General features: G+C 47.1%; 11 protein-coding genes. 5 read left to right on the forward strand and 6 right to left on the reverse strand.

Annotated elements, in window-relative coordinates; all coding sequences use genetic code 11:
- Positions 1-10: 10 nt before the first annotated feature.
- The 3 genes from DXN05_RS17465 (at position 11) to DXN05_RS17475 (ending at position 4,617) form a co-directional block, all read left to right on the forward strand.
- Positions 11-1,012: a PorP/SprF family type IX secretion system membrane protein gene (locus DXN05_RS17465; RefSeq protein WP_116848567.1), complete on the forward strand. Its 1,002-nt coding sequence runs from the start codon at positions 11-13 to the stop codon at positions 1,010-1,012.
- A 24-nt stretch (positions 1,013-1,036) separates the two neighbouring features.
- Positions 1,037-2,818 (forward strand): OmpA family protein, encoded by a 1,782-nt coding sequence (locus DXN05_RS17470; RefSeq protein WP_158559297.1) that lies wholly within the window; start codon positions 1,037-1,039, stop codon positions 2,816-2,818.
- Positions 2,819-2,982: 164 nt separating this feature from the next.
- Complete coding sequence (locus DXN05_RS17475; RefSeq protein WP_147313967.1) at positions 2,983-4,617, forward strand: alpha-amylase family protein; 1,635 nt, start codon at positions 2,983-2,985, stop codon at positions 4,615-4,617.
- Positions 4,618-4,704: 87 nt separating this feature from the next.
- Here DXN05_RS17475 and DXN05_RS17480 read toward each other — a convergent pair whose 3' ends face one another.
- The 5 genes from DXN05_RS17480 to DXN05_RS17500 form a co-directional block, all read right to left on the reverse strand.
- Entirely contained in the window at positions 4,705-5,553 is an 849-nt protein-coding gene (locus DXN05_RS17480) for an alpha/beta fold hydrolase (protein ID WP_211330091.1), read from the reverse strand.
- Between the two features lie 212 nt (positions 5,554-5,765).
- Positions 5,766-6,506: an SDR family oxidoreductase gene (locus tag DXN05_RS17485; protein WP_116848570.1), complete on the reverse strand. Its 741-nt coding sequence runs from the start codon at positions 6,504-6,506 to the stop codon at positions 5,766-5,768.
- A gap of 169 nt (positions 6,507-6,675) precedes the next feature.
- Complete coding sequence (locus tag DXN05_RS17490) at positions 6,676-7,263, reverse strand: TetR/AcrR family transcriptional regulator (protein ID WP_116848571.1); 588 nt, start codon at positions 7,261-7,263, stop codon at positions 6,676-6,678.
- Between the two features lie 95 nt (positions 7,264-7,358).
- Positions 7,359-8,096 carry a methyltransferase gene (locus DXN05_RS17495; RefSeq protein ID WP_116848572.1) on the reverse strand — a complete coding sequence of 246 codons (738 nt, stop codon included), beginning with the start codon at positions 8,094-8,096 and terminating at the stop codon, positions 7,359-7,361.
- 71 nt (positions 8,097-8,167) lie between these two features.
- A complete protein-coding gene (locus tag DXN05_RS17500; protein WP_147313968.1) occupies positions 8,168-8,431 on the reverse strand; it encodes a hypothetical protein in 264 nt (87 codons plus the stop codon).
- An 899-nt stretch (positions 8,432-9,330) separates the two neighbouring features.
- Here DXN05_RS17500 and DXN05_RS17505 point away from each other — a divergent pair.
- Positions 9,331-9,873 (forward strand): YceI family protein, encoded by a 543-nt coding sequence (locus DXN05_RS17505; protein ID WP_116848574.1) that lies wholly within the window; start codon positions 9,331-9,333, stop codon positions 9,871-9,873.
- Between the two features lie 29 nt (positions 9,874-9,902).
- On the forward strand, positions 9,903-10,841 hold the full coding sequence (locus DXN05_RS17510; RefSeq protein WP_116848575.1) for a VOC family protein: 939 nt from the start codon (positions 9,903-9,905) through the stop codon (positions 10,839-10,841).
- 181 nt (positions 10,842-11,022) lie between these two features.
- Here DXN05_RS17510 and DXN05_RS17515 read toward each other — a convergent pair whose 3' ends face one another.
- On the reverse strand, positions 11,023-12,948 hold the full coding sequence (locus DXN05_RS17515; protein WP_116848750.1) for a sigma 54-interacting transcriptional regulator: 1,926 nt from the start codon (positions 12,946-12,948) through the stop codon (positions 11,023-11,025).
- Positions 12,949-13,151 lie beyond the last annotated feature (203 nt).

The following is a 13,151-nucleotide window of genomic DNA, read 5'->3' on the forward strand; positions in this document are numbered from 1 at the left end:
ACTTTCTGTCATGAGAAATAACTACAAATGTTATGTGTTGCTGCTGCTGGTGCTGTGTGCAGGCAGGTTACAGGCGCAGGTTGATCCGCATTTTTCCCAATATTACATATACCCGGCGTGGTTAAACCCGGCGCTTACCGGTACGTTTGACGGCGCTTACCGTGCATCTGCCATCTACCGGAACCAGTGGGGTAATGTGGGTACGCCTTTTTCCACCATCGGCGCATCGGGCGAGTTTACCACGGAGAAAAGTATCAACGGCGGTGTAAGTGTGTTAAAGCAAACAGCAGGCAATGGCGGTTATGCGTATACTACGGCTTACGGTAATGTGGCATACACAGGCATACGCTTTGGCAGGGATGGCTCACAGCGTGTATACCTGGGTTTGCAGTTCGGTTTAATACAGCGTCATTTCGATCGCAACAAACTCACCTTTGGTTCGCAGTGGAACCCGGTTACCGGTTTTAATGGCGACAACTCCAATGTAATACTCAACCGTACTTCTGCACTGGCATTTGATGCAGGTGCAGGTATCATGTATTTTGATGCAACACCCGGTAAAAAGGCCAATATATTTGGCGGTGTATCGTTCTCGCATCTGCCGCAGTCTGATGATAAATTCAGCGCATCAGGTACGGAAAAATTCCCGATCCGTTATACCCTGCATGGCGGTGTACGGCTTGCCTTGTCAGACGTATTCAGCATTACCCCCAATGCCCTGTACCTGAAACAGCGTACGGCAACTGAAAAAATGATCGGCGCTTACGGGCAATATAAGGTAAACGAAGACCTGAGTATGATGCTGGGCGCCAACTACCGCTTTAAAGACGCCTTATCGCCTTTTATCGGCTTTACACACAAAGGCTGGGCGCTGGGTGCGAGTTATGATATCAATAATTCTGACCTGAATAAAATGGCAGGTGCTGCCAACAGCTTTGAAATATCACTCACCATTATCGGTAAAAGAGCCGCCAAGTCGCAGCCGGTGGATTTTGTATGTCCGCGTTTGTAATAACCATCCTTTATGTTAATCAATATGAAGAAAATAATTTCACTACTTATGTTGCTTGGTCTTGCAACACACCTGGTGCACGCACAATTTGTGTACGATTACCTGAAGGCCGGTAACGATTACTTTGTAAAGGCCGACTATGCATCAGCAGCTGCGTATTATGAAAAATACCTCGGCAACGACAAACATGGCGCAACAGGTGGTGCGGAGTACGACCCCTACAAACCGCAGCTGCCTAACGTTAAGAAAGACAAGGCTGCTACCAGTAAGGAAAAAGCACAGTGGCAGCTGGCAGAGAGTTACCGCATGCTGCACTATCCTTCAAAAGCAGCAGATGCCTATAAAAAATTGCTGGAAGCAAACACTGCACAGTTTCCGCTGGCCATGTTTCACCTGGCAGAACAATTGCGTGCGCTGGGCAAATATGAGGAAGCATCTACGGCATTTACGGCATTTATTTCTGTGTATGCCAACCATGATGCTTACAAAACCACCGCAGAACGGGAGATCAGGAACCTGCAGTTTATACAACAGGAGTTAAGCAAACCAGGGCTGCAATATTTTACCGTACAGCCTGCAACAGATGTGTTAACCAGCCCGGGTGCCAACTATGCGCCGGTATGGGTTGATTCCACTACCTTGCTGTTCACCAGTACCCGCCCGCAGGATAGTACGGCCGCCGCACATCATACCAATAAATTATACCAGGTACAGTTTGCCAATGGCAATGCTGCAGCCATCACTGCACCGGCCATTGCGCAGAGCAAAGCCTTTGAACAAGGTGTGGCAACAGTTTCAGCCAATGGGACTACCATGTATTTTACCAGGTGGAATGCAACCGGTACCCGCAATGCTGCATTGTATATGGCCAGTAAACAGGGCGGTAAATGGAGCGATCCTGTAGCACTGCCTGCCGATATCAACCAGCCCGGTTTCAGCGCGCAGCAGCCCTTTATTACGCGTGACGGGCATTACCTGTTGTTCTCAAGCAATAAACCCGGTGGCGAAGGTGGTTACGATATCTGGTACGCACCGGTAGATGAAACCGGGAAAACCGGCACACCGGTGAATGCCGGTTCACTTATCAACACCGCAGATGATGAACAGGCGCCTTTTTATTATGCTGCATCCGGAACACTGGTGTTTGCAAGCAACGGCAGGGTAGGTATGGGTGGCTTTGATTTGTTCAGCACTACGGGAGAAATCGGTCATTTTGCTGCGCCGGAAAACATGGGTTACCCGGTGAACTCTGTTAAAGATGATATCTATCTTACTGCAAGAGGTAACAGCGAAGACCTGCTGCAGGAAGTATGGCTTAGCTCTGACAGGGCTGCTGCCTGTTGCCTGGAACTGTTCAGGATTAGCCGCAAACTGCCTGCACCGGAAAGGCCTGCGCCACCTGTACAGGAGCCGGTTGTTGTGGCAGCGCCTGTGCCTGATACCGCAGAAACCAAAACACTGGATAATGTTTACTATGCCTACGATAAAGCAGAACTGCTCGATGGTTCCGAGGTTTCTTTGAATAAGCTGATAGACATGCTGAACCAGAACCAAAACATGGTGATTCAGATCAGTGGCCATACAGATGGCAAGGGTAGTGAAGCGTATAACCTGCGCCTGTCACTTGCACGTGCCCAGAAATGTGTGGACTATATTGTGAGCAAGGGCATCGATGCGTCGCGCATTACCGCAAAGGGTTATGGCGCTACCATGCCTGTTGCACCCAACACCAATGCTGATGGCAGCGATAATCCCGAAGGAAGAAAGCTGAACAGGCGTACAACATTTACTATTCTGAAACGATAGGTAGTTCCCCCAGACTATAACCTGGCTCTGTTAATCCCTACAGTATAGCCCAAACCTAAAGGGGCAAAGCAGCGGAACAACTGTTTTGTCCTTTTTTATTTGCTAAACTTTCTTAGCAGTGTGCGCCGCCTGATATGTAAGATATTATCTATAAATTGCCGTCAATGCAAAGAAGAGACTTTATCAAACTCACAGGCACTGCAACAGTAGCAGTGATGTATAGCAGGCTGGCGCATGCGGCTGCTTATGAAACCCCGCTCATCAATTACCCCGATGAAGCCTGGGCGCAGGTAAACGATCAGTGGATGCAACTTACCGGTAGCAACGGTACTGTTTTTACCGGGCAGGGTATACGTGTTGAAATTAAAACCAATGCTGATGCAAAGGCCGTATATGTGCAGGCGCCCGGCATCGCATTGCAGGGTGTGCGTTTAGTATGGAAATATGATACTGCCGGGTATACCAAAGTGCTGGGCGATCACTGGGAGCGCAGTTATGGCGACCTTGGCTGGAAAGCGCCCGATGCTGACGCTAAGCATCCCTGGTACGCATTGCTGCACGATGACAGGCAAACCGCCTGCTTTGGTGTAAAAACAGGTGCTGCATCTATCTGCTGGTGGTCGGTAAAACAGGGTAGTCTTGCGTTAACCATGAATACGCTTTCAGGTGGTGTGGGTGTGCAGCTCGGTAAACGTACCCTGCATGCGGCTGATATAGTGACAACACTAAGTACAGCGAACGAAAATCCCTATGCAACGGCCACGCGTTTCTGTAAAATCATGTGTGCCGCACCACGCCTGCCCAAACAGCCGGTGTATGGTATTAACGACTGGTATGTGGTATATGGCAACAACTCCGCCAAAAGCATCAGGGAGCAAACGGCCTTTATGGCGCAGCTGATGCCGGTAAGTGACAATAAACCTTTCTCGGTGATTGATGATGGCTGGGAGCAGCCGGATGATTTTGCAAAGTCAAATGAGAAATTCCCCGATATGCATGCATCGGCCAATGAAATCAAATCGCTGGGCATGCGCCCGGGTTTGTGGACAAGGCCGCTGATTGCACGTTTAACCGACAAGCCCAGCCTGCTTGCGCCAACCATTAAAGGACGCAATGATGCTAAACAACCGATATTAGACCCCACCGTACCCGAAACCATTGAGCGCGTTAAACACAACATGCAGGTGTACCGTGAATGGGGATACGAGATGGTAAAACATGATTACAGCACCTGGGATATTTTTGGCAAATGGGGCATGCAGATGACAGATAATTTTACCGTGCCCGGCTGGAAATTCTATGATCAGTCCAAAACCAATGCAGAGATCATCGGTCACCTGTACCGTTCTATCCGCGAGGCTGCGGGTGATATGTACATTATAGGCTGCAACACGCTTAGCCACCTCTCTGCCGGTTTGTTTGAACTAAACCGCACCGGTGATGATACCAGCGGCAAGGAATGGGCAAGAACACGTAAAATGGGTGTTAATACACTGGGCTTCCGCTTGCCGCATCACAATACCTTTTATGCAGCAGATGGTGATTGTGTGGGGCTAACCAAAGATGTGCCCTGGGAGAAAAACAAGCAATGGCTGCAATTGCTGGCAGAAAGCGGCGCGCCTTTATTTGTTTCAGCTGAGCTGGGTATTCTCGACGCAGAAAAGAAAGCTGCACTGCAAACAGCATTTGCACAGGCTGCCAAAGTGCAACCTACCGGCGAACCGCTGGACTGGATGACCAGCCAATGGCCCTCGAAATGGCGTTTGAACAACCGTGAGGTATCGTTTAACTGGGATTAATAACGTAAGTCTTTATACAAAACAACGGCCTGTGACAATCTATTGCTGTCACAGGCCGTTTGAGTTAGAAGCTCAATGAACGATAGTTTATTGAACAAAAGGTACAATAATATTGATAAGCCGTTCCGTCTGCATCATCACACCAACGTGTGATGCGCCGGGTAAAACGGCCAGCTGCGATTTGGGTAAGCCTGCCATGTCGGCGAATACATTACCGCCGCAGGCTGCATACAATGATGCGATATGTGCATAGTCAATGCCGTCGTTGTCACCTTTAATAATGAGCAGGGGGGCTTTGATTTTTTTAATCCGGTCAATACCCAGGTCAAACGGCGTTTTGTTGAAATTGAGCATATTGGTCACAAAGATTTTCCAGTGCGCTGTATCGGGTGCCAGCTGGTTATACATTCCTTTTAATGGCGATTGGCTGATCATATCAGTGCTCATCATGGCAAATGCATCACGCACCGGTTGTATCCAGCCATCTGAATTGTAGGCGGAGGAAATAAACACCAGCCTGGTTACCAGTTTGGGATGCTGCAGGGTTAATTCAAGCGCAATAGTGGCGCCCAGGCTGTAACCCAGTACTGCTGCACTGTCTACCTTTAAATAGGCCAGCAAAGCAGCTACATCGCCGGCCAGTGCAGGGAAAGAGAGCGGGCGGCTGATGTCTGCCGTTCTTCCATGACCTTGTAATTCCAGCGCAATTACTTTGTGTGTTTTGGACAGCGCCGGGATTATTTCACCGAAGTTGGCCTGTATATTCATGAAACTGCCGTGCAGCAGTACAATAGGACTGCCTTCACCGTAAGTTTCATAATACATTTTAAGTCCGTTAATAGGCGCATAACCACTGGTGGCGGGCTTTACAGGCTGTGCGTTAAGTATATTGCCGATAAAGAGGAGTAAAAGAATTTGTAAGAAGATTGTTTTCATATGCAGCATATTTCCGGGTGATAGCTTTGGTGGTATTGAACAAGGCAAAGTTGCTGCAATTTTACTGAAAAGGGGGAGGGGGTAAGCGTCTATTTGCAGGGGAGAAAATGCCAAAAATGAGCAGGATTGCTGCCTTCCGGGTATCGTGCAGAAAGCACGTTCTGTTGCCGGAACGTGCTTTTTTATATAAACACAGCAGTTGCTGCGGGTATTTATGCCTGGTTCATGGCTTTGAATGCTTCATCCGGGGCAGCGAAAAACAGCTGGCGGATATTGGCCGTATCGCCCACATGAATTTCATAGTTGTTTGTTGCAAAACCTTCCCACAAAGCCTGCGCTACTGCTTCAGGAGGAATGCCGTTGGCGCCGCCGATCTCTTTTGAAAAGTCTGTATTTACCAGCGGGGGCATCAGTTCAAATACTTTTACATTGGTATCAGCAGCAAGTACATGACGCAGTGTTTGGCTGTAGAAATGCAGTGCAGCTTTGCTGGCTGAATAGGTAGGGATACTGGCAGACGGAACGAAGGCCACGATGGAGGTAACATTCACAATGGCTGCTTCCGGTGCCTTGCGCAATAACGGCAGCAGCGCATGTGTTAAACCAATAGCTGCAATATAGTTGGTGCCTATTTCCTGTGTTGCTTTGGCTGCAACGTCTGTGTCATTCAGCAAATCATACTTATAGGCGCTGCCTGCATTGTTGATCAGCACATCGAGCGATTGGTGTTGTGTGGCAATGGTATCTGCCAGGCGTTGCAGGTCTTTTTCGCTGGTAATATCACAAACAATATAACTGGTGTGCTGTAACCGTTTCACAGCGCTCTGCAATGTTTGTTCGTTTCTGCCGGTGATGATAACGGTATTGCCTTTTTCTGACAAAAGTTTTGCTGTCTGGAAGCCGATACCGGAACCGCCGCCGGTGATCAGTACTGTTTTGTTAATGATGTTCATTTTGCTGTTGTTTTATTTGTGTTAGAAACAAGTGATGATATTAATGGCCGGTGTAGAGGCGCGGTGATAAACCATACTTTCTGCTTTTTCATATTATCGTGTTTAGTTTTGTGACTGTTATTCGGTTGTTTAATATGACCGATCGGTCATATATGAGGCAAAAAAAAGATTACAGCAATTGTGCTGTAATCATATTCTTCAGATTGCGTTTAATTGTTTTCATGGCACTGTCGTTACCGGTAATACGGCTTATCATAATACCGCCTTCTATCATGGCGAAAAGCATTGTAGCAAATTCCTTGTATTCCCAATCCGGTTTAAAAACACCTTCTTCGATGCCCTTGTGTATAATGCCTGCAATGGTTTTCTGGCTTTGTTTAACCAGCCTGCTTACTTTTTCCCTGATTGCCTGGTTGGTGTCATCTGCTTCCACGCCAAAATTCATCATCGGGCAGCCGCCGGCTACCAGGGGCTGCAGGGGATTGCCCAGTACATCGATATAGGCAAAAAGCCGGTCTTTCGCATTACTGTGCCGGTTTACAGCGGTCATTACTTTTTTGGAAAGCTGCGAAAGGCTGTAATCAACCACGGAAGCGGCCAGGTTGTCTTTGTCAGTAAAATGAACATACAGGCTTCCCTTGGATAGCTTGGTAACTTCCATAATGTCACTCATTGCCGTTGCAGCTATTCCCCGGGTATTAAAAACCGGTGCAGCACGTTCAATGATCAGCTGTTTTGTTTCTTCACCTTTTGACATGAGAAATTATTTACAGTGCAAAGATATATGACCGAACGGTCATATTCAAAATAATTGCGGGAATTATTGCAAAATGATAACAATTGCCTGGATTTCTATGCCTGCCCCCGGGAAGAGCCGGATTCTATTTTGAAAATGAAATTTTGTTCCATCAGGTATTGCCTGGTGAATACGCGCTGTAATGTGCAGTTATTGGTGTTTGCGATGCGTTCGATCAGTTCAATATCACAACCATCGCTTAAAATCATGAGCACGGTAGACTGTGCGTGCATGTATTGTGGCAGTACAGAAAACAGCCGCTGAAAGTATTCGCCGTTTTCACCGCAAAACCAGGCATGTTCTGCAAAGGTCTGCGGTTGCTTTTTGTAATAGGGCGGGTTAATGGCAATGATGTCGAACTGCTGTTGCGGGATATGCTCAAACAAATCGGAATGGATGATTTGCAGCGGAAGCCTGTTGGCTACGCTGTTCTTTTGCAGGAAGGTGATGGCCACCGGGTTAATATCAGTAGCTGTTACCAATGCTTTTTTACGCGCCGCACTTAACGCGATAAGTCCGCTGCCAGCGCCCAGCTCCAGAAACGTGTTGCCTTCAAGCTGAAGGCAGCTGATATAATGCAGCAATAGCCGGGTACTGAAAAAGAATGCGGGGTGAAATACCTCGGGGGGCACCAGCAGGCTAATGCCTTTGTAAGTGTAAGTTCTGGTTACAGACAGGTATTTCAGTAACAGCGGTCTGTACAAACGCCCGGCCAGTAAATGCAGTACACGTTTCATGCCTGGTACATACGGAAATAACCGGCTACCGGTTGCCTGCAGTAGTTTTATCCTCATTGGGAAATATATACACAAAAAAACAGCAGGTGAAGACCTGCTGTTCCTATATCAAGATGGAATATGTGCCGTTAGGCTGCAATACTTTGTTGTAAATGGTATAACTGCTCACCAACAGCTTTTTCAATAGTAGCGGGTATAGGTTCTGCCTTGGCACCTGCCTCTATGTCTGTAAAGCGTTGTAGTTTTTCGTCGAACGAAAATATATGAATAGGGCTTTCATTAATGCTCACCCTGAAACGTGCGTCATTACTGGGAGTTTTAAACGCTGTTGCTTTAACTGTGGTTTTGTTGCCATCGATCATTAATTCGAATGTTTCAGTTCTCGTTTTCATATGCTGTGTTTTGTAGGTAAAGTTTCAACAAGCATGCCTAAACAGTAAATGAATGGTTAAATGATGTTAACATATTGAGCGTGCATGACAATGCTTTTATTTACAAAAAAGCGGTAAGTGCTTTCCTGTAAATGCTTACAACGGAATTTTAAATGTCAGTCAAACACGAAAAAATAATTATTTCCGGAATTGTTAAACCAGGTTTTCCGCTTATCCCGGCAGGGGGACTGACAAAAAGCGACGGCTGTCAGCCTGTCAATTGCCCCTTAACAAACAGCGAAAAAATGATAATGCCCATCGTTAAAAGACGAAATGTCGTCATTTTTTACAGTTGTATAAATCCCGTTGTTTGTTGATTTCCAGCTAATTAATTGAATGGCAAGCTATTTGGCTATAATAAGATAATCATACCTGTTTCAACTGCCGTTGCAGGAATGCCTGTAAGAAGTCATAGGGCGGTTTCTTCAACAGGATGCTGCATGTTTTGTTTCGTTAATCATTGCGTACAAATGCGCATTGTTTTCACTTGTGTGCAGTACAGTTGCTTAAAACCGGAAAACTGCTGAAAGCGTGCTGGAATATTTTACACGCAGTGCCAGTGCGTACAACAAATAGTGGCATAAATACAAATACGGATACCCTTTATTGGGGTAGACTATTGTTTTTATGTTGTTGGTGTATGTGCTGTAACGCTTGCTGCTGCTGCATTATACGTAGTGTGGGTGATTATGAAGGATGACGGTTTTTGCTGAAAAAATTACGATGATATGTACATCAATTTCCACATCTTGTCAATTGTGCATGCAGTTTTAGTGATTTAGTTTTGTAATGTTGAGCTTCTGCTGCTGTTTACCCGATGGCAACAGCACCTATCATTAATAACAAAAATTTTTTGATTAATGGCACCGATCAATTGGCAACCAAATGCGGCTAACAGCCAGGTTCAGTTAGCGGTAAATCAATCCTCTGCCGGTTATATCAAGAAATTTGACCTGCAGGCAAAAGAGGCAGGCCAGCGTATTCCGCACTTTAATACAATACCAACCAGTTATCCCGCCGAAGGCAATATGCTGTTTTCAGGCAACTGTTATGAAGGGGCTGAAAAAGAAGGCAGGTTGCATGGTGTGTTAACGATCAATAAAACAGTTCGTCCATTGGTGGTAAACATTTTCTTTGAACAATTTTGTATGGATGCAGACAGGAAAAAAAAGACCGGTGTTTCTGTGAGCGGTAAAATCAACCGCGAAGAATTTGACGGCATTAGTGATATGCCGGGTAATGCAGGCGCTTCGCAGGTAGAGGAGGATGTACTTTTTCATGGAAGACTGCAACTGATTAAGCAAACGCAACCCTCCGGCAAATTGCCGGTGCAGGAGGCAGTGACCGATGCTGAAATACTCGATGGCATCAATGCGTTTTACTTCGGTGCTGATTTGTGGTAATGTTTACATAGCGAAGACAATGGTAACACATGAGCAATATTTCCATCCCGGGGCTTCATCATATTACTGGCGTAACGGCCAATGTGCAGCACAATTATCATTTTTATACAAAGGTGCTGGGGCTGCGTCTTGTGAAGAAGACGGTGCATACAGATGACCCTGGTGCATATCACCTGTTTTATGGCAATAAACAGGGCGGTGCAGGTACGGTGCTGAGCTTTTTTCCGTGGGAAGGGCTTCAGCCGCCGCCGCAGGGCAGTGCTATGGCCGGTGAAATAGGATTTGCTGTTCCGGCAGGGAGTTTTGCTTTCTGGATAAAACGGTTTAAACAGCATGGCATTCGGCATGGTGATGGCGGTATGCGTTTTGGCATGCCTTATTTGTGGTGTTACGACCCGGACGGTTTGCAGATAAACCTGGTGGCTGCCGGCAAAAAAGACAAACGTTCGCCCTGGGAGTATGGTGATATTACAGGTGAAAATGGCATTAAAGGGCTGAATGATGTAACACTTGCAGTGCAGCATCCCGCACGCGTTGCGGGCTTGTTAACTGGCTTGCTGAATTATACACCGGAAGGCAGGCAGGGAAGCCGGTGCAGGTATCGTGCCCAGGCGGCCAGTCATGCGGCTGTAATAGACCTGGTAGATAGCAGCCGGCTGCAGGATACACCCGGTGCCGACAATATGAATTGCCATATTGCTTTCCGTGTAAAAGATGAGGCTGCGCTAATGGCCTGCAGGGAAAAAATGCTGTCAGCAGGTTTGTGTGTCTCCGAAAAAATTGACAATCATTATTTCTATTCGTTGTACTTCCGTGAGCCGGGCGGACTGGTGTTTGAACTGGCAACCGATAACCCCGGTTTTGATGCAGACGAGCCTGTAACAAGGCTTGGCAGCTATCTTCATTTACCCGAGCAATATGAACCCCTGCGCGCGGAAATCGAAAACGTGCTTCCGGTGCTGGCGTAACAATACCTGGTTTTAGCAGTTCGTTGGTTATACAGTTGATGCAGTAGGTTGAAAGGGAGCCTGGCGGTTGAAGAATGTTAGTGGATGTACCGGATACCAGGTTCCCTTTTTTTCTTTGCCGGGAAAATACGCTTTGCTGACAGGCCGTTGAACTGGTACAGCTTACGCGTTTTGCGCAGCGTTACTTTACATCTTCTTTTTTAATCCCCAGCCGCTTCATTTTAGAACTGAGGGTGGTGGGAGAGATGTTGAGCATTTCAGCTGCACCACCTTCACCCCATATGCGGCCTGCGCATTTCTGCAATACAGCCAGTATGTGATCGCGTTCGTTTTCTTCAATGGTTTTAATACGGTCGTTGCCGGCAAGACTGGTGCTGGGTTTAAAGCCTTCGCTTTCCGGCAGCTGCACGTCGGTAATAATAGAGCCTTTGCACAACAGCATGCTGCGTTCGGTAAAATGTTCCAGCTCGCGGATATTGCCGGGCCAGTGGTAATGCATCATGCGCTGCAGGGCCTGCTCGCTGATGCCGGTAATGTTGCGGCCGGTTTTTTTGCTGAAGACTTTTATAAAGTGATTCACCAGCGCAGGCACATCGTCCAGCCGGTCGCGCAATGGCGGCAGCTGTACAGGGAATACATTGAGCCGGTAATACAGATCAAGCCTGAAGCGGCCTTCTGCAACTTCCTTCTCCAGGTTGCGGTTAGTGGCTGCAATAATGCGCACGTTTACCTTAATAGGGGCAGCACCACCCAGTCGTTCTATTTCCTTTTCCTGCAATACACGCAGCAGTTTCACCTGCAGCTCAACAGGCATTTCACCAATTTCATCAAGAAAAATAGTACCGTCAGCCGCCTGTTCAAATTTACCGATGCGCTTTTCATAAGCACCGGTAAAGGCGCCTTTTTCATGACCGAATAATTCCGATTCAATCAGCGCAGCAGGCAACGCGGCACAGTTTATTTTTACCAGGGGTGCGTTACGCCTGGGTGATAGCTGGTGAATGGCATTGACAATTTGTTCCTTGCCGGTACCGCTTTCACCGAGTATCAGCACAACAGTATCGAGCGGGGCCACCTGTGTTAAATGATCAAGTACACTCAGCAGGCGGTGGTTATTGCCGATGATGCCCTCGAATGCTGCAATATTATCCGGTTTGCCGGCTGCGTTTTTTTTCTGCACAGCTGCTGTTGCTTTCAGTATCTGGTTAAACGTTGCTATCAGCGAAGGCATCAGCCTGTTAAACATATCGATGCAATCGGCTGTATAGGCATCCGGCTTGCGGCTGAAGAAGCAGCAATGGAACGGGCGCTGATCGGGCAGTTTCACCGGCAGGGTAAGGTTTGATTTCAGCTGCAGTGTATGGGCCAGCTGTTTTTTCAGCGGCAGGTTATGCAGGTGCCGCGTAAAATCGTCGTTGTTAAAAAAGGTGAGGTCAGAACATGGTGCATATCCTTTCAGCATTTCTTTTACCTGTTTCATCGACAGGCCGGTGATTTCCAGTAATCCTGCTGCATCAATTGATTCGTAGGTATCAAAGCCTGTTCGCAGAAAGCTGAAACCTTTATCCAGCAGCAGCCCTTCCTTAAACATATCCATATATACATATTCAAACGGAATGTAGGGCTGCAGGGCGGTGGTAATTTTCAGGAGTTTTTCTTCCATATCACCCGGTGCATCGGCAATCTGTGCAAACACTTGCTGCAGGGCATTTTCCCTTCTCAGCCTGGCTTCGAGGCTATGCTCGTGACGGTAGCGGGCAATATCGAGGGTAACCAGCACATCTTTTTGACGGAAGGGCTTGATAAGAAAACCATAGGGCTGTGTGGCCCTGGCAGCTTCCAGGATATCCTGGTTTGAATTGGCAGATAAGTAAACGAAAGCAATGTTTTCTTCGGAGAGCCTGCGGGCCAGATCGATGCCGGTTAAATCTCCTTTTAAAAAAATATCCAGTAATACCAGTGTGGGTTTATGCTTGCTGATGAGTTCCAGTGCTGCAGCTACAGAATCGGCAGTGCCGCAGCAGGTATAACCGGCTTTTTCCACGATGAGCCGTAAATCGTTTGCCACAATAAATTCGTCTTCAACAATCAGAATTTTCTCGTTCATAGTAATCGTATAAACCAGCAGGTACAATAACGGCATAGCCATGTATCAGGTACATGCTGCTTCAGGTAAGGTTTTGCGTATTCCAATAAGTTGCAATGGGGCGAATACAGTAGGTAAAAAATCAATAGCCCCCTGGGGAATTAGTATTGTGGTTCACTAAACTATGCAATAGTTGCCATTTAGCGAAATGAACAGGCAGGGGA

The sequence above is a fragment of the Deminuibacter soli genome (assembly GCF_003412455.1).
GTDB classification, from domain to species: Bacteria; Bacteroidota; Bacteroidia; order Chitinophagales; family Chitinophagaceae; genus Deminuibacter; species Deminuibacter soli.

Excerpts from the sequence above, each read along its gene's own strand:
- DXN05_RS17465 (WP_116848567.1), top strand. The coding sequence starts at position 11 with ATGAGAAATAACTACAAATGTTATGTGTTGCTGCTGCTGGTGCTGTGT.
- DXN05_RS17470 (WP_158559297.1), top strand. The coding sequence starts at position 1,037 with ATGAAGAAAATAATTTCACTACTTATGTTGCTTGGTCTTGCAACACAC.
- DXN05_RS17475 (WP_147313967.1), top strand. The coding sequence starts at position 2,983 with ATGCAAAGAAGAGACTTTATCAAACTCACAGGCACTGCAACAGTAGCA.
- DXN05_RS17480 (WP_211330091.1), bottom strand. The coding sequence starts at position 5,553 with ATGAAAACAATCTTCTTACAAATTCTTTTACTCCTCTTTATCGGCAAT.
- DXN05_RS17485 (WP_116848570.1), bottom strand. The coding sequence starts at position 6,506 with ATGAACATCATTAACAAAACAGTACTGATCACCGGCGGCGGTTCCGGT.
- DXN05_RS17490 (WP_116848571.1), bottom strand. The coding sequence starts at position 7,263 with ATGTCAAAAGGTGAAGAAACAAAACAGCTGATCATTGAACGTGCTGCA.
- DXN05_RS17495 (WP_116848572.1), bottom strand. The coding sequence starts at position 8,096 with ATGAGGATAAAACTACTGCAGGCAACCGGTAGCCGGTTATTTCCGTAT.
- DXN05_RS17500 (WP_147313968.1), bottom strand. The coding sequence starts at position 8,431 with ATGAAAACGAGAACTGAAACATTCGAATTAATGATCGATGGCAACAAA.
- DXN05_RS17505 (WP_116848574.1), top strand. The coding sequence starts at position 9,331 with ATGGCACCGATCAATTGGCAACCAAATGCGGCTAACAGCCAGGTTCAG.
- DXN05_RS17510 (WP_116848575.1), top strand. The coding sequence starts at position 9,903 with ATGAGCAATATTTCCATCCCGGGGCTTCATCATATTACTGGCGTAACG.
- DXN05_RS17515 (WP_116848750.1), bottom strand. The coding sequence starts at position 12,948 with ATGAACGAGAAAATTCTGATTGTTGAAGACGAATTTATTGTGGCAAAC.